We start from the raw sequence: 19,741 nt of genomic DNA, 5'->3' as shown, positions 1-19,741 counted from the left end.
ACCCTTCCGGTCGGCGCCCGGCTCGGGAGGACGCATGACACGACACACACCGGTGGCGGTGATCGGCATCGGTTGCCGTTTCGCCGGGGGCATCGACTCCCCGTCGGCGTATTGGCGGCTCATCACCGGCGGCGGCACCGTCGTCGGTGAACAGCCACCGGGACGTCTGCCGGACAATCGTGACGTGCCCGCAGTTCGGCGGGCGCTGCGTCCCGGCGCCTATTTCGACGATATCGCGGGATTCGACGCTGCCTTCTTCGGTATTCCGGCGGCCGAAGCCGAGCACATGGACCCTCAGCACCGACTGGCACTCGAAGTCGCTTGGGACGCCTTGCAGCACAGTGGAATCGACCCGACCGCGTTGACGGGGACAGACACCGCAGTGTACGCCGGAATCGGTTCCGACGACTACGGCCGTAGACTGCTCGGCGACCCGTCGACCGTCACCGCCTGGACCGGTATCGGCTCCGCGCTGTGCGGTGCGGCGAACCGGATCTCGCACGCGCTCGACCTGCGTGGCCCGAGCGTGGCCGTGGATACCGCATGTTCGTCGTCGCTGGTCGCGGTACATCAGGCGATGTCGGCGCTGCGCGACGATTCCGTTCCGCTCGCGCTCGCCGGTGGGGTGATGCTGATGGGCGACGCCGCGCTGTCGGTCACGCTCGCCGAGGCCGGTGTGCTCGCGGACGACGGGGTGTCCAAGTCGTTCGACGACGCCGCGGACGGATACGGTCGCGGTGAGGGGTGTGCCTTCGTCGTCCTGGAGCGGCTCGACGACGCGCTCGCCGCCCGGCGCCGCGTGCTCGCGGTACTGCGCGGCGGCGCGATCCGTCAGGACGGGCGAACCAGCGGCATCATGACGCCGAGCGGTCCGGCCCAGCGACATCTGGCCAGGGCCGCGTGCGCGGACGCCGGAGTGTCACCGGACTCGGTCGACTATGTCGAGGCGCACGGGACGGGAACCAGGGCCGGCGATCCGGCCGAGGCGGCCGCGCTGGCCGAGGTATTCGGCACCGGGCGTCCGTCGGGGAAACCGTGCCTCATCGGTTCCGTCAAACCGAACATCGGCCACCTCGAGGCCGCCGCGGGCATCGCCGGTCTAGCCAAAGTCGTTCTCGCACTGCATCATCGGACGATCCCGCCCACGCGGACCACGAGCGGACCGCGATCCGACATCGACTGGCACCGCAACGGTATCGCCCTGGCCACCGCCACGCTCGACTGGCCGTCGACCGAGCACACGGCGCGCGCGGGCGTGGCGAGTTACGGCTACGGCGGCACGCTGTGTCACCTCATCGTCGATGCCGCGCCATCTGTATCGCCGGTGACGACTCCTCCTCGCGCCGAACACCTCTGTGCTGTCAGCGCGGCCTCGGCCGACGGGCTGCGCGATGAACTGCGGGCGCTTGCCACCGCCGTGCGATCGCATCCCGATATCGATGCGGCCGACATGTGCTTCACACGGGCCCGGCATCGCAGTCATCTCCCGTACCGGGTGGTCGTGCACGCCGGAGATACCGCCGAACTCCTCGCAGGCCTCGACGCAGCCGTCACCGCCGAGCACCACCGCTCGGCACCGCCGCACGATCCGGTGTGGGTGTTCTCCGGGCACGGATCGCAGTGGACGGGAATGGGTGCCGAGTTGATCGACGCGGACCCGGCTTTCGCGGCCGCCGTAGCCGAGGTGTCACCGGTGTTCCGTAGCGAATGGGGCTGCAGCGCCGAAGATCTGCTGCGTCACGGCGACCTCGCCCACACCCCGACCGCACAGTGCGCGATCTTTTTGACCCAGCTGGGGCTTGCGGCGATGTGGCGGGCGCACGGGGTGCGACCGGCGGCGATTCTCGGTCATTCGGTCGGGGAGATCGCGGCGGCCGTCGTCGCGGGCGTGCTCGATCCGGCGGCCGGTGCGCGCCTGATCTGCGTGCGGTCCCGGTTGCTCGAACCTGCCACCGGCCGGGGCGCCATGATCATGGTTGCGCGCTCTTTCGACGAAGTGGCAGCCGAACTGGCGGGCTACGACGATGTGGGCGCGGCCGTTCGGTCCTCGTTCGGCAGCACGGTGGTCTCCGGCACCCGCCGCGCGGTCGACGCACTGGCAGCCGACTGGGGCGCACGCGGAGTCCCGATCCGCCGCGTCGATTCCGACCTTGCCTTCCACAGCCCTTCGCTGACCCCGATCGCCGAGCGGCTCGCTCAGGAACTCACCGATCTCGAGCCTCGCCCGGCCCGGGTACCGCTGTACACAACCGCCCTCACCGATCCACGCGATCCACGGCCTCGCGACGCCGCGTATTGGGCGACGAATCTGGCCGCACCGGTGCGCTTCGCCGACGCCGTCGCCGCTGCCGGGGCCGACGGGCACCGCACCTTCCTCGAGATCTCGGCCCACCCGGTCGTCGCCCACTCCCTCGCCGAGATCGACGAGACCTTCCGGGTCGTTCCGACCCTGCGCAGACAACGTCCCCAGCTCGCCGCCTTCCATGCCGCGGTCGGTGAGCTGTATCGCCTCGGGGCCCGGATCGACTGGGCGGCACTGTATCCCGAAGGCGTGCTGGTCGAGCTGCCGACCACCCGTTGGCAACACCGGCACTTCTGGCGGCGCACGAACGAGGTGTCCACCGCGATCGTCGGCCACGACCCGTCCTCCGCGACCCTGCTCGGCGGCGAACCCACTGTCGTCAACACCACACCGCCGGTCCGCGTCTGGCACACCTACCTGGACCGCACCGTCCGGCCCTATCCGGGTGACCACCCGGTGTGCGGCAGCGAGATCGTGCCCGCCGCGATCCTGCTGCACACATTCGCCGCGGCGGTGCCCGGCCGGCGGCTCTACGACATCGCCCTTCGGGTCCCGGTCACCGTGGAGCCGGCACGACACATCCAGGTCACCGCTTCGGCGGGCAGACTCACCCTGTCCTCCCGGACCGACGGAGGGTGGCAAACCCACACCACGGCCCACTACCGGCGCGCGACGGGCCGAACCCGCCGATCTCCCGTGCTGTGGTACCGCGGCGAGAACCTGCGCGCCGACTTCGTCATCGACCGGCTCGCCGCGCTCGGCGTGACCTCGATGGGTCTGCACTGGCAGATCATCGAGGCCGAGCGCAACGACCAGGGCTTGTCCGCCCGCGTGAAAAGCACCGCGGCCGCGCCTGATTCGTGGGCCACGTTTCTGGATGCGGCCCTGTCGGCGGCGTCGGTGGTCTTCCCCGGGCCACCTGCGCTCCGCATGCCCGCTCACATCACCGAGTGCCGCTTCCCCTCGGGCTCGCCACCGGCGGAAGTGGTGCTCACCGTCACCGTCCGGGCGGGACTGCGGGTCGACGCCGACCTGTCCGACCCCGACGGCAGATCGCTTGCCTGCCTGACGGGTGTTCGCTACGCCGAGCCGGATACCGTCGCCGAGTCGCCTGCCGCCACTCTTGATCTGTGCTGGCAGATCTCCGAGCCGGATCCCGACACCACCGCGGCACCCGGCGTCACAGTCCGCGGGGGCGATCCGCTGTTGAGACAAGCCTTTTCAGCCCGCGATGGTGACGAGATCATGGTCTGCGCACCGAGGCCGCGAGCACATGAATCCGTCGAGGAGTCGGTGCGGCGAATGGTCATTGAACTGTTCGAGACCGCACGGACCCGGCGCGGACCGTGGTGGTGCGTAACGCGCGGGGCAACCACAGCCATCACTCCCGCCGATCTGGCGCAGACCGCGCTGTGGGGCGCGGGCCGGGCTCTGCTCGCCGAATACCCGGACAGTTTCGCCGGAGTCGTCGACCTCCCCGCCCGCGCGACCGCCGACGACCTGGCCGCGCTGCGCGGACACCTGCGCACACCGCCGGGTTCCGGCGAAGACGTCGCCGCCGTCATCGATGGCCACGTGCACCACCTGCGTGCGGTACCGGTCCCGTCGCACTCCGGCACCTCGGGTGTGCGCTGCGATCCGGCGGCGTCCTACGCAGTCCTCGGGGCCTCGGGTGCCCTGGGCGCGATCACCGCCCAGTGGTTGGTCCAGCGCGGCGCCCGCCGGCTGATTCTCGTGAGCAGGCGGGCGGCGCCACGGCGGGCGAACCGCTTGCAACGCTCGCTGGAAGCTCAGGGGGTCACCGTGCGAACCGTGGCCGCCGACCTAGCCGACCGGCCCGCGCTCGCCGCCGCCCTCGACACCGACGCCCACGGTCTGCCTCCGCTGCGCGGTGTGGTCCATGCGGCAGGCGCCGTGGCGAACGTGCCGGTCGCGGACCTGCGGCCCGACCTCATCGAGCAGGGATTGGCCGCCAAGGTGGCCGGAACCCTCGCTCTCGGTGCGTTGTTCGCGCCCGGCGATCTCGACTTCCTGATCCTGTTCTCCTCGGCGGGCCAGCTGCTGCACCTGCCGGGCCAACCGGTCTACAGCGCGGCCAACGCCTTCGTCGACGGCTTCGCCCGTCACCGCCGCGCCCTCGGCGACAGCGGTTGCCAGGCCATCGCCTGGACCAGCTGGCGTGGGCTCGGCATGTCGACGTCCTCGACGGCGATCACCGCCGAACTCGCCGTCCACGGCACCGCCGACATCTCGACGGAGCAGGCGCTGCGCGCCCTCGACGGACCGATCACGGCAGGCGGCGCGAATGTCGCTGTGCTGCGCGTGGTCCCGCACCCGGCCCACCCACCGCTGCTGGCAGACCTCGCCCCGGCCACCGCCCTCGGTCCCGGTGCCGGGTGGACAGCGCTCGACCCGACCGATCTGCCTGCCGCGCTCGTCACCCTGCTGCGATCGTCCGTGGCGACCTTGCTCGGCGTGTCTCCCGCGGAGGTTCCGCTCGGACTCGCCCTGACCGAGCTGGGTTTCGACTCGCTGCTCTCCGCGATCCTGCGTCGCGAACTGACCGTGCTACTCGGACACCAGATTCCGGCCACGCTGCTGTGGCATCACCCCACGATCGACGCCGCCGCCGGGGCGCTCGCCGACCTGCTCTCGAGGAGCCATCGATGACCGCAACTCCCGTCACCACCACCGCCGACCTGCGCACCTTCGCCGAGGACGCCGCCACCTACTTCGACCGGTCACGCATCGCCATGCACACCATGGATCCCACCGAGCTGACCACACTCCAACTGGACGCGCTACGCCTGCGCTTCGACGAATTGCGGCCACGCATACCGGTTCTCGACGCGCTCGCCACTGAACAGCACATCGACGGTATCGACACCATCGATGACGCGGCACCCCTGCTGTTCCCCCACACGGTCTACAAGGCGTACCCGACACGACTGCTCGTCGAGAACCGCTTCGACCGGATGAACACGTGGATGTCGCGCCTCACCACCGTCGACCTGACCGGCCTCGATGTCTCGGGCTGCACCTCGATCGACGACTGGCTCGCCACGGTGGACGAGCGAACCGAACTGCGCCTGGCACATTCGTCGGGCACTACCGGCACCATGTCGTTCATCCCGCACTCCCAGATCCAGTACGACCGGCTGTACCGCATCGTGCGCATGGACGCGCTCCCCGACGACGACCACACCGGCGTCGACGTGGTGTGGCCGAGCTTCCGGACCGGCCGCAGCGGCATCGCGCGGCACGCGACCGCCATGGCCGAGCAGATCGCGCTGACACCCGACCGCATGCATTGCCTGCATCCGGGGCTGCTCTCCGCCGATGTCATGTTCCTGGCGGGCAGGCTCCGGGCAGCCGCCGCCCGCGGCGAAGAGGGCCGCGTTGAGGTGCCGCTCGCGCTCGCGCTGCGACGGGCCGAGTTCACCGAGGCCCTGCGCGCCACCGGACCGGGAATGACCGCGTTCGTGCGGCGCCTCGCCGACGAGCTGGCCGGTTCCCGGGTGGCGGCCCTGTCCACCTGGGATGTGCTGTCCGGTATGGCCGACAGCGCGACCGAACAGGGACTCACCGGTGTCTTCGCACCGGACTCGGTGATCTTCGCCGGAGGCGGCTCCAAAGCCGGTGCACTACCGGAGGATTGGGCCGAACGCACCGCACGATTCGCGGGCGTGCCCGCCCTGCGATTCGTGTACGCCATGGTCGAGGTGATGTCGCTGAACCTGCAGTGCGGTGCCGGTGGCTATCACCTCGAACCGTGGCTGGTGCTGTACCTGCTCGACCCGGAGACAGGAGCGGTCCTGCCACGCACCGGAACCAGGACCGGCCGCGTCGCCCTCTACGACCTGACCGCCGACCTGAACTGGGGCGGCATCGTCACCGGCGACCTGGTGACAGTGGACTGGGAACCGTGCGTCTGCGGCCGGACCACCCCGCGGATCGGCGCGGCCATCAGCCGCTTCGCCGGTCCCGGTGGGGACGACAAGATCACCTGCGCCGCCACCGCGGAAGCGCTCGACGAGGCGCTGGCCTTCCTCAACGGGGAGCTCTGATGACGGGGACACCGCTGGCTCCCGCGTTCGTGCGCGGGCGGACCGTGCAGGACGACGGCCCAGAATTCGGCGCCGGGAACGCGGCCTTCCGGGCACCCGACGCACACCGTCTGCTCCCCGGCCTGGTCTGCCCCGGACCAACGAGCATGCGCGACATCCACGAACTCCCGACCACCGACATCATCGACTTTCTCGACGAGGTCGGGCAGCGGCTACACCCCGACGACAACCCCTACCTGCGTGAAGCCCTCGGCAAACTCGTCGGGTGCTCCGGGCTCACCGAGCCGGTGCTGCGCTCCACCTACGCCCAGCTGGCCGGACTGTTCGCCCGCGAGACCACCCTTGACCTGGTCGAGAACACCATCGGCATCCGGTATCTCGACGGCTGGGCCGAATGGGGCTCGGCGCGGGTGCGGGCCTTCGGGGCGAGGACCGTGCACGTCATTGCGGGCAACAACCCGATCATCGCCGCGATCACCTTGGTGCGCAACGCCCTCACCCGTGGCGACGCGGTGGTGAAACTGCCGGCCAACGACCCCTACACCGCCGTCGCGCTCGCGCGGACGATGGCTGAGGTCGATCCGGCGCATCCACTGGTGCGGCACCTCGCCGTTGCCTATTGGCGCGGTGGGGACGAGCGGTTCGAGAGCGCGCTCTACCGACCGGCTCATGTCGAAAAGCTTGTCGCCTGGGGCGGATTCGCGGCCGTCCGGCACCTCACCCGCTATCAACAGCCCGGGCTGGAACTGGTCACCCTCGATCCGAAGCTCAGCGCCACGGTCATCGGGCCCGAGGCGTTCACCGACGATGACGCCCTGCACGAGACCGCGGCACTCGCCGCCGCCGATGTCGGCCTGCTCAATCAGGACGCGTGCTTCAACGCCCGAGTCGTCTACGTCTGCACCGGCACGGACACGGCGGGCATCGAACAAGCGGTGCGGTGGGGCGAACTGCTTCACGAACAGATCCAGGCACTGCCTCCGGCGGTCAGTACGGCCGGTACCCGATTCGACCCCGGACTGCGCCGCGATATCGCCGCCCTGCGCACCAGCCCGGCCTTCTTCCGCGTCTTCGGTGGAACGAACGACGAAGGCGCCGTGCTGGTCTCGCTGTCCGACGAACCGGTCGATTTCCACGCCTCGCTCAGCGGTCGGGTCGCCAATGTCGTCCCGATCGATCACCCGGAACGAGCACTGGACGCGATGAACGCCTACACCCAGACCGTCGGGGTATGGCCGGAATCGCTCAAACACACCCTGCGTGACCTGGCGCCACACGCGGGCGCGCAACGGTTGGTCTCACTCGGCTTCGCCACGCACTTCCGCTCCGACACCCCGCAGGACGGGATCGAACCGATGCGCCGACTGGTCAAATGGGTCGTCGACGAGACCTACGACCCGCACCGCATCCACCCCTTCGCCCAGCTCGCCCCGGCCGTGGAAGCGGTGCCGCGATGACCACACTGCTTCCCGAGGCCGAATTCGCCCGTCTGGCCCAGCGATTCGATCATCACGATCCAGCCTTCACTCCCGATGTGGCGATCGAAGTGCATCGGACGATCCGCGAACAGAGCCGGGTCACCTACTCCCCCGCCTACGGCGGGATGTGGTTGCTCGCCCGCTACGACGACGTGGCCGCGGCCCTCACCGACCACGAGACCTACAGCTCGGCCGCAGGGGTCTTCTTCCCGAAAGCCGAAGGCACGCCACGCTTCGCGCCGCTGGAGTACGACCCGCCGGAGCACGGCAACTACCGGTCACTGATGCGCCCACCGTTCCTGCTCGCGGCCGCACAGAAATTGCGGCCACGCATCGAGGTCGCGGTGGCCGAACTGATCCGGCCGACGGCCCGGCGCGGGTCCGCCGACCTGGTGGGTGAACTGGCGGTCCCGCTGCCGCTGGCAGTGGTCGGCATGGCCGTCGGCTTCTCCCCCGACGCTCAGCGGCGCATCCGCGATCTCACCGCCAACACCTGGGACCGGATGGCAGCCGACCCCAACGCCGACGGGTTCTGGCCGCCGTTCGCCGAACTCTTCCGGCAGGAGATCGCCAGGGCGAGAGACGAACCCGGTGACGACTACCTCTCCACTCTGGTCCGTGCGGAGTTCGACGGCAGGCCCGTCACCGACGACGAATTGCATGTGATGCTGGTGGCGTTCGCCATCGCGGGCCACGAAACATCGATGAACACCCTCGCGCACCTGCTCTGGCAGCTGGCCCGGCGACCCGATCTGCAGGACCGGTTGCGGGCCGATCCCACCCTCATCCCGGCCGCGGTGGAGGAAACGTTGCGGCTGTGGGCGCCGGTCGACCACGGCACCCGGCGCACGACCACCGAGGTCGTCATCGGCGACACCGTGATTCCCGAGGGTGCGCGGGTGGTGCTGCTCACCGGCGCCGCCAACCGCGACCCACGCCGGTTCGACGACCCCGACACCTTCCGGCTCGATCGCGGTCCGATCCGGCACCTCACCTTCGGCCACGGCATCCACTTCTGCCTCGGCGCACACGTCGCCCGGCAGGAATTCGCCTTGGTCCTAGCCGAGCTCGCCAGGTATCCGAATTACCACTTGGCGGGCACACCGACCCGCTACTTCGAGAACGGCAGACATATCTGCCTGGATTCACTTCCGGTCATATTCGATCACCCGACGAAGGATGTCTGAGACATGCTGTGGGAAGCCCTGCTGTGGGTCGTGTTGATCGCCGGCCTGGCCGGTACGTGCGCGTATTACCTGCGCAGGCGCGGGAAAGGCCATGAGGGCGAATCGGTCAACGAGTCGGTGGGCCAGGTGTTCACCCTCGTCGCCGGTTTGCAGGTGGTGCTCGCCTCGTTCCTGCTCATCGGCGTACTCGACACCAACTCCGCCGCCGAGAAGGCGGTCTCCGACGAGGCCGACCGGCTGCTCGCCCTGCAGTGGGCGGGCGATTCGCTGCCGGAACCCGCCCGCAGCACCATCTCCGCCTCGGTGCGGCGCTACACCGGCGAGGTGATCGAGGTGGAATGGCCTGCCATGAAGGCCGCCAAGGAGGTCGACGACACCGCCTGGACCGAGCTCAGTGAGGTGCGCACCGCCATCGCCGCCACACCGGCGGCCGACGAATGGCAGCGTTCCCGCCAGATCGCGGCGGCGGACCGGCTGTGGGAGGTCTACGAGGCACGGCAGACCCGGGTGGAGGCCGCGGGCAGCACGCTGTCACCGATGATGTGGGTGGCGCTGATGCTCGGCGCGCTGCTGTCGATCGGCCTGTCGTTGATGTTCGCAGGCACCAGCGCCCGGGTGCACGTCGTGGTCGTGGCGAGTTTCGCCGCCGTGGTCACATTCATGATCTACACGATCTATCAGTTGCAGAACCCGTACGGCCGGGCTGCGAAGATCAGCCCGGACGCCTTCACCGCTGTGCTGGGTCAGCTCACGTGAGAACACCGATGCGCACGGGATTCTGCGCGATCGCAGTGGGTGCCAGCCTGTGCTTGCCGGGTGCGGTCGACGCCGCACCCGGATTTCCGTTCGTCCCCGGCGCTGAGCCGGGCGGAGGGATCCCGGGTGGCGGGATCCGGCCGGACCGGCCGGTCGGCGAGAACCCGGCGCCACCGATCCCGATCGATGGGCGGCCCGCAGCGCCGTCACGTCCGCAGACGCCGAACACACCGGCCCTGCCGAAGGTCTCCGCCCCGGAACCAGACCGTGACTCACAAAACCAGCCCGGCGCGAATGGTCCGTTCGCCCAGATCATCGTCCCCGGCCCCGCACCCAGGCGCGACGCACCTCCCGCACCGCCGCCCCCTCCCGCACCCGCGCCGGTCCCCGAAACTCCGAGCACGACGCCTAGCCCCGCTGCCCCCGAGCCGGGGCTACCCGGCCCCGCACCAGAGCCACCGCTGCTTCCGCCGCCGGGACACGGCGACCTGCCGGGAATCCCGATGCCACCCGAGCCACCCCACCCCGAGCCCGGAATGCCCTTGGCCCCCGTTCCTGTGCCCCCGCCCGACGTCCCACCACCGGCGGCACCCGCCCCACCCGATCTCCCACCCCCAGCGGCACCCATCCCGCCCGACCTCCCCCCACCGGCTCCCGCCCCGTTCGACATACCTCCACCCGCTCCGGCCCCGTTCGACATCCCGGCCCCGGCGCTGCCCAACCCGGACCCGCCGCCGGTCGCTCCCGCCCCGATGCCCCCGCAACCACCGATCGTGCCCGAGCCGCCGGCGCCCGCACCACCCCAGCAGGCTCCCGCACTCCCCGCACCACCGGCTCGCACCGAACAACCCCGACCCAACACACCGACCAGCCCGCCCGCGGTTCCTTCGACAAGGCCACCGGTGCGGATCCCAGCCTCGCGAGAACGGGAACCCGAGGTCGTCGACGCGCGCCCGGTCGTCGAGGAGCAACGACGATGGGCGCTGGCGATCCTGCTGCTCGTGATCGGCAGCGCGGGCGCGGCCAGAGCCGCGACGCGCCGCTCCTGATCCCGGGCCTACCGAAGGCACCGAAACGACAATCGCCGCAATCCTGGACAGGATTGCGGCGATTGTGCGTAGCGCGTCAGTGCTTCTCGACGCCCAGGTAGTACTCGAAGACCAGGCCCGCGGCAGCGGCGAGAACCAGCGCCACGCCGAGGCCGATCAGCCAGAACTGGAAGAAGGCCAGGCCGAGGGCAGTCACCGAACCGGCCGCGGCCAGGGTGATGGGCCAGAAGCTGCCGGGCGAGAAGAAGCCCAGGTCGCCGGCACCGTCGACGATCTCGGCGTCCTCGAAGTCCTCGGGCCGCAGGTCGATGCGACGCGCGACGAACCGGAAGTAGGTGCCGATGATCAGCGACAGGCCGGCGGTCAGCACGATCGCGGTGGTACCGGCCCACTCGATGCCGGTGCGCGACTGCGCGGTGAAGAAGCCGTAGACGATGCCCACCAGGATGAAGAACGCCGTGAGCAGTTCGAAGATCCGTGCTTCGATCCTCATATCAGAATCCTCACTTGCTCTCGTTCACCGAAGCGCTCTTGATATCGCGCTTGGTGTTGAAGGGGTACGTGGAGGTGGCCACCGGGGACTCGCCGATCGCCTCGAGGGCCTGACCGTTGGTCTTGCCGTCGATGCGCGCCTGCAGGTACTGGGCGAACTTCTCCGGCGAGACCGCGCGGACCTCGAAGTTCATCATCGAGTGGTAGGTGCCGCACATCTCGGCGCAGCGCCCGACGAACGCGCCTTCCTTCTCGATCTCGGAGATCTGGAAGACGTTGTCGGACTGGTTTTCCTTCGGGTTCGGCATCACGTCGCGCTTGAACATGAACTCCGGCACCCAGAAGGCGTGGATCACGTCGGCGGCGGCGAGCTGGAACTCGATGCGCTTGCCGGTGGGCAGCACCAGGATCGGGATCTCGGTGCTGGAACCGACGGTCTCGACCTTGTCGTAGTGCAGGTACGAGAGGATGTCGTTGGCGGGCTTGCCGTGCACGGGGCCCGGCTGCTTGAGGCCGTGCTCGCCCTCGCGCTCCTCGTAGCCGCGCAGCTGCTCCTCGTTGGCCTGCTCCCGCGCGGTGTCGATGCCGTTCCAGGTGAGGCCGCCCACGTTGGCCACGTCGCGGTAGCCGAACTTCCAGTTCCACTGGAAGGCGGTCACGTCGACGGTGACGTCCGGGTTGTCGGTCTTCTCGTGCACGTAGTTCTGCACGACGACGGTGAAGTAGAACAGCACCGCGATGATCACGAACGGGATCGCGGTGTAGGTCAGCTCCAGCGACACGTTGTAGCCCGTCTGGCGCGGGAACTCCGGGGAGTCCTTGCGCTTGCGGTGCATGATGACGGTCCAGAAGGTCAGACCCCACACCAGCACGCCCATGGCGAGCGCGGCCAGGACCGACCAGGTCCACAGCTCCCGCATCCGGGTCGCCTGCGGCGTGATGCCCGAGGGCCAGCCGAACCGCAGCCAAACATTGTCGATCGAGCAGCCCGAGACCAGGAGAGCAGTCATCCCCAAGGACACCGCCAGCCCGGCCCGCCGAAGGATACGGCCCTGCCGACCCCGAACGGGTCGAGCCCCGATCTCTTCGCTCGCCTTGTGCGCCACGCTCACGCCTTCCTGGTCGCTACACATTCCGACACTTTGCGTCTTCGGGGCCGCGATCCGCCCGTCCGACACGTTTTCCAGCACGTTTCGGTCCGTCCCGAGTATCGCGGCTGCGACGCCGGTTCACCTGAGAAGGACCTGAGTACTACGCAGCGTAGACCAAAGCGGGTGCTGTCTTGTCGCGGGGTCGGATTCGACACTCCGCCTTGATCGGACGCGACCGCACGACCTGCGGTTCTGTCCACGCGACGCGGCGATTCCGGCGGACGCGCGAACCGCCGCACCGGGTTTCGCCGCGCACATGCCCGCTCGCCTGGGTACCGGGCGGGTGGAGTCGGTAGAGTTCAGTGCAACCCCGGTCGACCCCGTCGCGCCGGACGTCCACGCGCCGAGCCCGCCAGGGTCGCTCATGCGCACATCGAACGAGAGAAGGTTGCCGACACGTGTGCGGACTGCTCGGATTCCTGACAGCTGATGCGGCGACGACCGAGGTGGTCGATCAGGTCTACGACGCCCTGCACTGCCAGCGCCACCGCGGCCCGGACGAGAAGGGCACCTGGCACGACGATCACATGATCTTCGGCTTCAACCGCCTCTCCATCATCGATATCGAGCACTCGCACCAGCCGCTGCGCTGGGGCCCCGCGGACAACCCGCAGCGCTACGCGATGACCTTCAACGGCGAGATCTACAACTACCTCGAACTGCGCGAGCAGCTGGCCGCCGAACACGGCGCCGAATTCCCCGAGGGCAAGATCTTCGCCACCGACGGTGACGGCGAGTCGATCGTCGCCGCCTTCCACTTCTGGGGTCCCGAGGCCGTGCGCAAGCTGCGCGGCATGTTCGCGTTCGCGATCTGGGACACCGAGAAGCAGGAGCTGTTCCTGGCCCGCGACCCCTTCGGCATCAAGCCGCTGTTCTACGCCACCGGCCCCGGCGGCACCGCGTTCGCCAGCGAGAAGAAGAGCGTGCTCGAACTGCTGAGCCCGCTCGGCCTTTCCGACGAGCTCGACCCGCGCGCCCTCGAGCACTACACGGTGCTGCAGTACGTGCCGGAGCCCGAGTCGCTGCACAAGAACATCCGCCGCCTCGAATCCGGCACCTACGCCACCGTCCGGGTGGGCGCGCAGCCGTCGGCCACCCGCTACTTCCGCCCCGACTTCCGGGTGCGCCCGTTCGCCGAGGGCGCCGCACAGGCCCGCTACGCGGAGATCGCCGCCGCGCTCGAGGACTCGGTCGCCAAGCACATGCGCGCCGATGTCACCGTCGGCTCGTTCCTGTCCGGCGGTATCGACTCCACCGCTATCGCCGCGTTGGCCATGCGCCACAACCCGAAGCTCATCACCTTCACCACGGGGTTCGAGCGCGAGGGCTACTCCGAGGTCGACGTGGCCGCCGAGAGTGCCGAGCTGATCGGCGCCCGCCACATCGTGAAGGTGGTCTCCCCCGCCGAGTTCGCCGCCGCCATCCCCGAGATCGTCTGGTACCTCGACGACCCGGTCGCCGATCCGGCGCTCGTTCCGCTGTACTTCGTGGCCAAGGAAGCCCGGAAGCACGTCAAGGTCGTGCTGTCCGGTGAAGGCGCCGACGAGCTGTTCGGCGGCTACACCATCTACCGGGAACCGTTGTCGCTCAAGCCTTTCGAGTACCTGCCCGCCGGGCTGCGCAAGCTCGTCGGCAAGCTCGGCGACCGCATCCCCGACGGCAAGCGCGGTAAGTCGCTGTTGCAGCGCGGCTCGCTCACCCTCGAGGACCGCTACTACGGCAATGCCCGCAGTTTCAACGACGCCCAGCTGCGGTCGGTGCTGCGCGAGTTCCGCCCCGAATGGACCCATCAGGACGTCACCGCCCCGATCTACGCCCAGTCCCAGGGCTGGGACCCGGTCGCCCGCATGCAGCACCTGGATCTGTTCACCTGGCTGCGTGGCGACATCCTGGTCAAGGCCGACAAGATGACGATGGCCAACTCCCTGGAACTGCGCGTGCCGTTCCTGGACAACGAGGTGATGCGGGTCGCCCAGGGTCTGCCCTACGACCAGAAGATCACCAAGGAAACCTCGAAGTACGCGCTGCGTCAGGCCTTGGACGGCATCGTCCCCGACCACGTCCTCAACCGCGCCAAGCTCGGTTTCCCGGTCCCCCTGCGCCACTGGCTGCGCGGCACCGAACTCTACGACTGGGCCGAATCCCAGATCGCCGAGTCCCAGACCGATCACCTGCTGAACAAGCAGGCCGTCCTGCAGATGCTGCGCGACCACAAAGCAGGCGTCTCCGACCACAGCCGCCGGCTGTGGACCCTGCTGGTCTTCATGGTCTGGCACGGCATCTTCGTCGAAGACCGCATCAAGCCCGAAATCCAGGAACCGACGTATCCCGTCTCCCTCTGACACACCACGAACGCCCCCGGAAATCCGGGGGCGTTCGTCGTTTCAAGATCACCACGCTGTGGTGGCGGAAGCCACTCGGGCGATGCCGCCACCACAGCGTGATGATCGAGTGTCCGGCTAGAGGAGGACGGCCAGGTCGTCGGCGGCTTCGGGGCCGTAGGCCTTGGTGAGGCGTTCCAGGGCGTCCTCGGTGTTGAGGGTCCATTCCTGGGTGCCGGTGGTTTCCAGGATGAGGACGGCGATGAGGGAGCCGAGTTGGGCGGCGCGTTCCAGGCTCAGGCCCGCGCGGTGGGCGGTGAGGAAGCCCGCGCGGAAACCGTCGCCGACGCCGGTCGGGTCGACCTTGTTCAGCTCGGGGACCACGCCGACGCGGACCTCGGTGCCGTCGGTGTCGACCACGAGCACGCCCTCGGCGCCGAGGGTGGTGACCCGGATACCGACCTTGGCGGTGATCTCGGCTTCGCTCAAGCCGGTCTTGGACTGCAGCAGCGCCCACTCGTACTTGTTGGTGAACAGGTAGGCGGCGCCGTCGACGAGTTCGGCTGCCTGCTCGCCGTCGAGGCGGGCCAGCTGCTGCGAGGGGTCGGCCGCGTACGGAATGCCCTGTGCCTTGGCCTGACGGGTGTGGGCGATCATCGCCTCGGGGTCGTTCGCGCCGACCAGCACCAGATCCACCGCGTGCTCGGCGGCGATCGCGGCGATGTCGATCTCGCGCGCCTCGCTCATGGCGCCGGGGTAGAACGACGCGATCTGGGCCATCGTCTCGTCGGTGGTGCACACGAAACGGGCGGTGTGGGACTTGGTCGACACGTGCACGGCCGAGCAGTCGACGCCGTTGTCCTCCAACCACTTCCGGTACTCGGCGAAGTCGGCGCCGACCGCACCGACGAGCAGCGGACGCTGCTTCAGCAGCCCCATCGCGTAGGCGATGTTGCCCGCGACGCCGCCGCGGCGGATCTGCAGATCGTCGACGAGGAAACTCAGCGACACATGGTCGAGCTGATCGGCGAGCAGCGCATCGGCGAATTTGCCGGGGAAACGCATGAGGTGGTCGGTGGCGATGGACGCGGACACGGCTACAGACACGAGGCGAAGCCCCTTCGGCGCTAGACGGAAACAAAGAAGCCCGGGATCACCCGATCCCGGACCTCAACCGTAGCAAGCGTGACCGCCGGTAGTTCACCTCTTGGTCACCTCGCCACGTCGTCGCGGCGCATGTGAGCGCGGGTTCACGGAGCCCGCAAACCCGCGGCAGCCGACCTCAGTTGAACGAATCGCCGCAGGCGCAGGAACCGGTGGCGTTCGGGTTGTCGATGGTGAAGCCCTGCTTCTCGATGGTGTCGACGAAGTCGATCGAGGCGCCCTGGATGTAGGGAGCGCTCATGCGGTCGACCGCCAGCTTCACACCGGAGAACTCGACGACGATGTCACCGTCGAGGACGCGATCGTCGAAGAACAGCTGGTACCGCAGGCCGGCACAGCCACCCGGCTGCACGGCGATCCGCAGGGCGAGGTCGTCGCGACCTTCCTGGTCGAGCAGCGCCTTCGCCTTGGCGGCGGCAGCGTCGGTCAGCGTCGCACCGTGGGTTTCGGTGGCGGTCTCGTTCTGCACAGTCATGGACACTCCTAGTTCGGCTCAGCCCGTCAACGGACCTCAGGTGCACAGCGCACGACTGAAATCAACACATCGCACCGGCTGCGTTATTCCATTTTGCCACCCATGCCGGCGCGTGTGGACCCGCCCCGGGTGCTCGTGCCCACACTACTCGCCTACCGGCTGTGATCCAGCTCGCATCGGTTCGGCGGTGAGACCACCGGCACCGCCGGGGAGACCGAGTTTCCCCCTGCTCGACCCCATCGAATAGCCTGGTGAACGTGAAATTGTTCCGTCGCGACGAGTCCAGCACCATCGACGAGTCCGTCGACCCCTCGGTGCCCGACGTCGAGAAGACCGCCGCCGCACCCGCATCGTCCACCCCCGGTAAGGGTCGTCCGACCCCGAAAAGGCGTGACGCCGAAGGCAAACGACGCGGCCCGGTGGCGCCCGCCCCGATGACGGCCAAGGAGGCGCGGGCCCGCCGCAAGGCGGCCAAGGGCAACCGCGCCGACCGCAAGGCGGCGGCCGCGGATCGTCGCGCCGCCGTGCAGGAGCGGCGCGCCAGGATGCTGGCGGGCGAGGACAAGTACCTGCTGCCCCGCGATCAGGGCCCGGTCCGCGCGTATGTGCGCGATCTGGTCGACGCGCGCCGCAACCTGGTCGGCTTGTTCATGCCGATGGCGCTGGTGCTCATCCTGTCGATGTTCGTGGCGCCGCAGCTGCAGAGCATCGTCACCCTGGCCATGCTGGTGATGATGCTGTTCATGATCATCGAGGGTTTCGTGCTCGGCAAGATCGTGAACAACCGGGTGATCGAGCGGTTCCCCGAGACCACCGATACCGGTTTCAAGCTGGGCTGGTACGCCTTCGTCCGCGCGTCCCAGATCCGCAAGATGCGTGCCCCGAAGCCACGGGTCGGCCCCGGCGACGCGGTATAGCTTCCCCCTCTGCGCGAATGCCGTTCCATCCACCCGGATGGGACGGCATTCGTTGTTTCAGGAGTGGCCCGGACGGATCTCGGTCGAGTAGCCGGCGATCGCGCGGAGTTCGGCATCGATGCGCTGAGCGTCGCGGTCGATGACCCCCGTGGCGCCTGCGGTGCCACGTCCGGCGAGGACGGCGAGTGCGGTGATGGCGGCGAGGACGATCAGAAAAGTAAGCATGGCAGTAATTTTGCGCGCGTTGGTTTTCAGCCGAAAGTGGCTGTTCTGTCATTGTGCGTAAAAATTCGGCCAGTAGGATGGGGTGATGCTGTCCAGGGTTGCGGTCGTGCTCAACGAGAAGCTCGCGATGTTCGAGTTCGGTGTCGTCTGCGAGGTTTTCGGGCTCGACCGCACCGCCGACGGTTTGCCCGGTTTCGAGTTCCGGGTGTGCGGGGCGGAGCCGGGTAAGCCGCTGCGCTCGACGACTCCCGGCGTCACCGTCACACCCGAATACGGTCTCGACGAGCTCCTGCACGCCGATCTCGTCGCGATTCCGGCGTTCCCCTTCACCACCGAACACGCCTACCAGCCCGGCGTCGTCGAGGCGGTGCGCGCGGCCTCCGATGCGGGCGCCACCGTGCTCACCGTCTGCTCCGGGGCGTTCCTGGCAGGCGAGGCGGGCCTGCTGGACGGGCGCAAATGCACAACCCATTGGCGCTACGTCGACACCCTCGCCGCCAAGTACCCCGAGGCCACCGTCGACCCCGACGTGCTGTTCGTGGACGAAGGCAATCTGATCACCAGCGCGGGCACCGCGGCGGGCATCGATGCCTGCCTGCACCTGGTCCGCCGCGAGATCGGCACGGCCGCCGCCAACGGCATCGCCCGCCGCATGGTGGTGCCACCCCAGCGCGACGGTGGTCAGCGCCAGTTCATCGAACAGCCCATCCCCGAATGCCACGCGGCGGGCCTCTCCGACATCCTCGCCTGGCTGAGCCAGAACCTGGCGCATCCGCACACCGTCGACGAACTCGCCGCCCGCGCCAGCATGTCCACCCGCACCTTCGCCCGCCGCTTCGCCGCCGAAACCGGAACCACCCCGGTCAAATGGCTCACCACGCAGCGCGTGCTGTTCGCCAAACACCTGCTCGAAGCCACCGAACTGCCACTGGAACGCGTCGCCGACCAGTGCGGTTTCGGATCCGGCGCGCTGCTGCGCCACCATTTCCAGCGCCAGGTCGGGCTGGCCCCCACCGAGTACCGCAGGCGCTTCGGCTCCGGAAATTGAACGACTACACCTTTTCCGGGGTTCGGAACCGCCCGGTGAGGCGCAGACCGTCGCGCGCGTTCAGCGACATGAGGACGATATTGACGGCGCCCGCGACGAGTTCGAGCGCCTGCACTCCGTAGAACAGCGGCCCGAACCGGTCGTGCCGGGCGAGAACAGCGAGCACGATCGCCGACGGGATCAATACGCACAGCCCGTTGGCCGCGATGATCGGCATCCGCCGCTTCTTCGCGACGACGACGGGCAGCGTCGAGCCGCCCGCCAGCCGGAACCCGGTGCCGCCGGTCGCGGCGAGCGCGAGGACCAGCACCGGCAGCGCCCACGGGATGGCTTGCTTCACCGCGACGACGGCGTCTTTCGAGCCGCTGAGCTCGCTGAGCACCGTGGACACCCAGAACGTGAGAATGGCGAGCAGGCCGATCACGCCCGCGATGGGGTGGATTCGAGTGAGCATGGGATCCCTCTGTTCGGTCGTCAGGTGCCGCGATCGGCTTCGAGGTTGCCGATCGCCTGGGCAGCCAGGCGCAGCAGTTCTTCCCGCTCGGCGTCGGAGAATCCCGCTGTCGCAAGGGCGTTCACCTCTCGGGCCGCCGCTTCCAATGCGGGGCGGAGCCGGCGTGACCGGTCGGTGAGGTGGATCAGTGCCCGTCGGCCGTCGGCCGGGTCGGGTGTGCGTTCGACGAGGCCGTCGCGCTCCATCCGTTTGAGCGTGTGCGCCATCGTCGACTGGTCGATACGAACCTTCTCGCAGAGCTCCTGCTGCGAGACACCCTCCCGCTCGTAGAGCGCGAGCAGTTGCGCGAATTGGCCCGGCACCACGCCGTGGCGGGCGATGCGGTCGCGCAGCGCCTGTTCCAGGAGGCGCGCGAGGTGGTTGATCACGTACCCGAGCGAGTCACTGCGGTCCACCGCGAGCCCACCTTCCGTCGTCTCCCCTCGATAATACATGGCAAGCCATATATCTGCTCGTTCGCCCTAGGTTCGCCTGTGAGGGTTCATAATTTGTGAACACGTCAGTTCATCGAGAGCCTCAGCGACTTGACCTGCGATAGGGGAACCTGGTCAGCTGGAACGGTGTTTCGTAGCGGGTGGGGAAGTTTCGCGCGGTT

16 protein-coding genes are annotated in these 19,741 nt (G+C 68.7%); 9 read left to right on the top strand and 7 right to left on the bottom strand.

The features are described 5' to 3' along the window. The first annotated feature begins 34 nt into the window (after positions 1-34). The 6 genes from ACWEVR_RS22720 (at position 35) to ACWEVR_RS22695 (ending at position 10,839) form a co-directional block, all read left to right on the top strand. Positions 35-4,972 (top strand): type I polyketide synthase, encoded by a 4,938-nt coding sequence (locus tag ACWEVR_RS22720; protein WP_452468626.1) that lies wholly within the window; start codon positions 35-37, stop codon positions 4,970-4,972. Then, the gene (locus ACWEVR_RS22715) at positions 4,969-6,369 is read left to right on the top strand and encodes a hypothetical protein (RefSeq protein ID WP_452468625.1); all 1,401 of its coding nucleotides are present in this window, start codon (positions 4,969-4,971) and stop codon (positions 6,367-6,369) included. Before ACWEVR_RS22720 ends, ACWEVR_RS22715 begins: the two co-directional genes overlap by 4 nt. Beyond that, positions 6,369-7,826 carry an acyl-CoA reductase gene (locus ACWEVR_RS22710; RefSeq protein ID WP_452468624.1) on the top strand — a complete coding sequence of 486 codons (1,458 nt, stop codon included), beginning with the start codon at positions 6,369-6,371 and terminating at the stop codon, positions 7,824-7,826. The genes ACWEVR_RS22715 and ACWEVR_RS22710 overlap by 1 nt, the downstream gene beginning before the upstream one ends. Further along, positions 7,823-9,034, top strand: a complete 1,212-nt coding sequence (locus ACWEVR_RS22705) for a cytochrome P450 (RefSeq protein ID WP_452468623.1) — start codon at positions 7,823-7,825, stop codon at positions 9,032-9,034. Before ACWEVR_RS22710 ends, ACWEVR_RS22705 begins: the two co-directional genes overlap by 4 nt. Before the next feature lie 3 nt (positions 9,035-9,037). Beyond that, positions 9,038-9,790 (top strand): bestrophin-like domain, encoded by a 753-nt coding sequence (locus ACWEVR_RS22700; protein ID WP_067495987.1) that lies wholly within the window; start codon positions 9,038-9,040, stop codon positions 9,788-9,790. Positions 9,791-10,692: 902 nt separating this feature from the next. Continuing rightward, positions 10,693-10,839: a hypothetical protein gene (locus ACWEVR_RS22695; protein ID WP_167353332.1), complete on the top strand. Its 147-nt coding sequence runs from the start codon at positions 10,693-10,695 to the stop codon at positions 10,837-10,839. Between the two features lie 76 nt (positions 10,840-10,915). Here ACWEVR_RS22695 and ACWEVR_RS22690 read toward each other — a convergent pair whose 3' ends face one another. Together ACWEVR_RS22690 and ctaC are read right to left on the bottom strand one after the other, a co-directional pair. Then, positions 10,916-11,332: a cytochrome c oxidase subunit 4 gene (locus tag ACWEVR_RS22690; protein WP_067985726.1), complete on the bottom strand. Its 417-nt coding sequence runs from the start codon at positions 11,330-11,332 to the stop codon at positions 10,916-10,918. Between the two features lie 10 nt (positions 11,333-11,342). Beyond that, on the bottom strand, positions 11,343-12,341 hold the full coding sequence (gene ctaC, locus ACWEVR_RS22685) for an aa3-type cytochrome oxidase subunit II (protein ID WP_452468622.1): 999 nt from the start codon (positions 12,339-12,341) through the stop codon (positions 11,343-11,345). Between the two features lie 539 nt (positions 12,342-12,880). Here ctaC and asnB point away from each other — a divergent pair. Then, complete coding sequence (gene asnB, locus ACWEVR_RS22680) at positions 12,881-14,824, top strand: asparagine synthase (glutamine-hydrolyzing) (protein ID WP_452468621.1); 1,944 nt, start codon at positions 12,881-12,883, stop codon at positions 14,822-14,824. Positions 14,825-14,941: 117 nt separating this feature from the next. Here the strand turns inward: asnB and ACWEVR_RS22675 are convergent, their stop codons facing one another. Continuing rightward, a complete protein-coding gene (locus ACWEVR_RS22675; RefSeq protein WP_378670179.1) occupies positions 14,942-15,868 on the bottom strand; it encodes a carbohydrate kinase family protein in 927 nt (308 codons plus the stop codon). A gap of 217 nt (positions 15,869-16,085) precedes the next feature. Next, the gene (erpA, locus tag ACWEVR_RS22670) at positions 16,086-16,442 is read right to left on the bottom strand and encodes an iron-sulfur cluster insertion protein ErpA (RefSeq protein WP_067496006.1); all 357 of its coding nucleotides are present in this window, start codon (positions 16,440-16,442) and stop codon (positions 16,086-16,088) included. A gap of 257 nt (positions 16,443-16,699) precedes the next feature. On the opposite strand from erpA, the gene ACWEVR_RS22665 reads away from it, so the two are divergent. Further along, entirely contained in the window at positions 16,700-17,359 is a 660-nt protein-coding gene (locus ACWEVR_RS22665) for a DUF3043 domain-containing protein (RefSeq protein WP_067496159.1), read from the top strand. A gap of 57 nt (positions 17,360-17,416) precedes the next feature. Here ACWEVR_RS22665 and ACWEVR_RS22660 read toward each other — a convergent pair whose 3' ends face one another. Further along, positions 17,417-17,584 (bottom strand): hypothetical protein, encoded by a 168-nt coding sequence (locus tag ACWEVR_RS22660; RefSeq protein ID WP_452468620.1) that lies wholly within the window; start codon positions 17,582-17,584, stop codon positions 17,417-17,419. An 85-nt stretch (positions 17,585-17,669) separates the two neighbouring features. Here ACWEVR_RS22660 and ACWEVR_RS22655 point away from each other — a divergent pair, with 85 nt between their 5' ends. Further along, a complete protein-coding gene (locus tag ACWEVR_RS22655; RefSeq protein ID WP_452468619.1) occupies positions 17,670-18,632 on the top strand; it encodes a helix-turn-helix domain-containing protein in 963 nt (320 codons plus the stop codon). Between the two features lie 4 nt (positions 18,633-18,636). Here the strand turns inward: ACWEVR_RS22655 and ACWEVR_RS22650 are convergent, their stop codons facing one another. Further along, positions 18,637-19,086 carry a hypothetical protein gene (locus ACWEVR_RS22650; protein WP_452468618.1) on the bottom strand — a complete coding sequence of 150 codons (450 nt, stop codon included), beginning with the start codon at positions 19,084-19,086 and terminating at the stop codon, positions 18,637-18,639. A 20-nt stretch (positions 19,087-19,106) separates the two neighbouring features. After that, entirely contained in the window at positions 19,107-19,541 is a 435-nt protein-coding gene (locus ACWEVR_RS22645; RefSeq protein ID WP_452468617.1) for a MarR family winged helix-turn-helix transcriptional regulator, read from the bottom strand. Between the last annotated feature and the right edge of the window lie 200 nt (positions 19,542-19,741).

Source organism: Nocardia sp. NPDC003979, assembly GCF_053605015.1.
The sequence above is the reverse complement of the archived record's forward strand: the minus strand, read 5'-3'. Positions and strand labels throughout refer to the sequence as shown.

Bases quoted from the DNA above. Each gene is read 5' to 3' on its own strand.
- ACWEVR_RS22690 (WP_067985726.1), bottom strand. From the start codon at position 11,332: ATGAGGATCGAAGCACGGATCTTCGAACTGCTCACGGCGTTCTTCATC.
- ACWEVR_RS22675 (WP_378670179.1), bottom strand. From the start codon at position 15,868: ATGCGTTTCCCCGGCAAATTCGCCGATGCGCTGCTCGCCGATCAGCTC.
- ACWEVR_RS22660 (WP_452468620.1), bottom strand. From the start codon at position 17,584: ATGCTTACTTTTCTGATCGTCCTCGCCGCCATCACCGCACTCGCCGTC.
- ACWEVR_RS22720 (WP_452468626.1), top strand. From the start codon at position 35: ATGACACGACACACACCGGTGGCGGTGATCGGCATCGGTTGCCGTTTC.
- ctaC (WP_452468622.1), bottom strand. From the start codon at position 12,341: ATGACTGCTCTCCTGGTCTCGGGCTGCTCGATCGACAATGTTTGGCTG.
- ACWEVR_RS22705 (WP_452468623.1), top strand. From the start codon at position 7,823: ATGACCACACTGCTTCCCGAGGCCGAATTCGCCCGTCTGGCCCAGCGA.
- ACWEVR_RS22650 (WP_452468618.1), bottom strand. From the start codon at position 19,086: ATGCTCACTCGAATCCACCCCATCGCGGGCGTGATCGGCCTGCTCGCC.
- ACWEVR_RS22710 (WP_452468624.1), top strand. From the start codon at position 6,369: ATGACGGGGACACCGCTGGCTCCCGCGTTCGTGCGCGGGCGGACCGTG.
- erpA (WP_067496006.1), bottom strand. From the start codon at position 16,442: ATGACTGTGCAGAACGAGACCGCCACCGAAACCCACGGTGCGACGCTG.
- ACWEVR_RS22655 (WP_452468619.1), top strand. From the start codon at position 17,670: ATGCTGTCCAGGGTTGCGGTCGTGCTCAACGAGAAGCTCGCGATGTTC.
- ACWEVR_RS22700 (WP_067495987.1), top strand. From the start codon at position 9,038: ATGCTGTGGGAAGCCCTGCTGTGGGTCGTGTTGATCGCCGGCCTGGCC.
- ACWEVR_RS22715 (WP_452468625.1), top strand. From the start codon at position 4,969: ATGACCGCAACTCCCGTCACCACCACCGCCGACCTGCGCACCTTCGCC.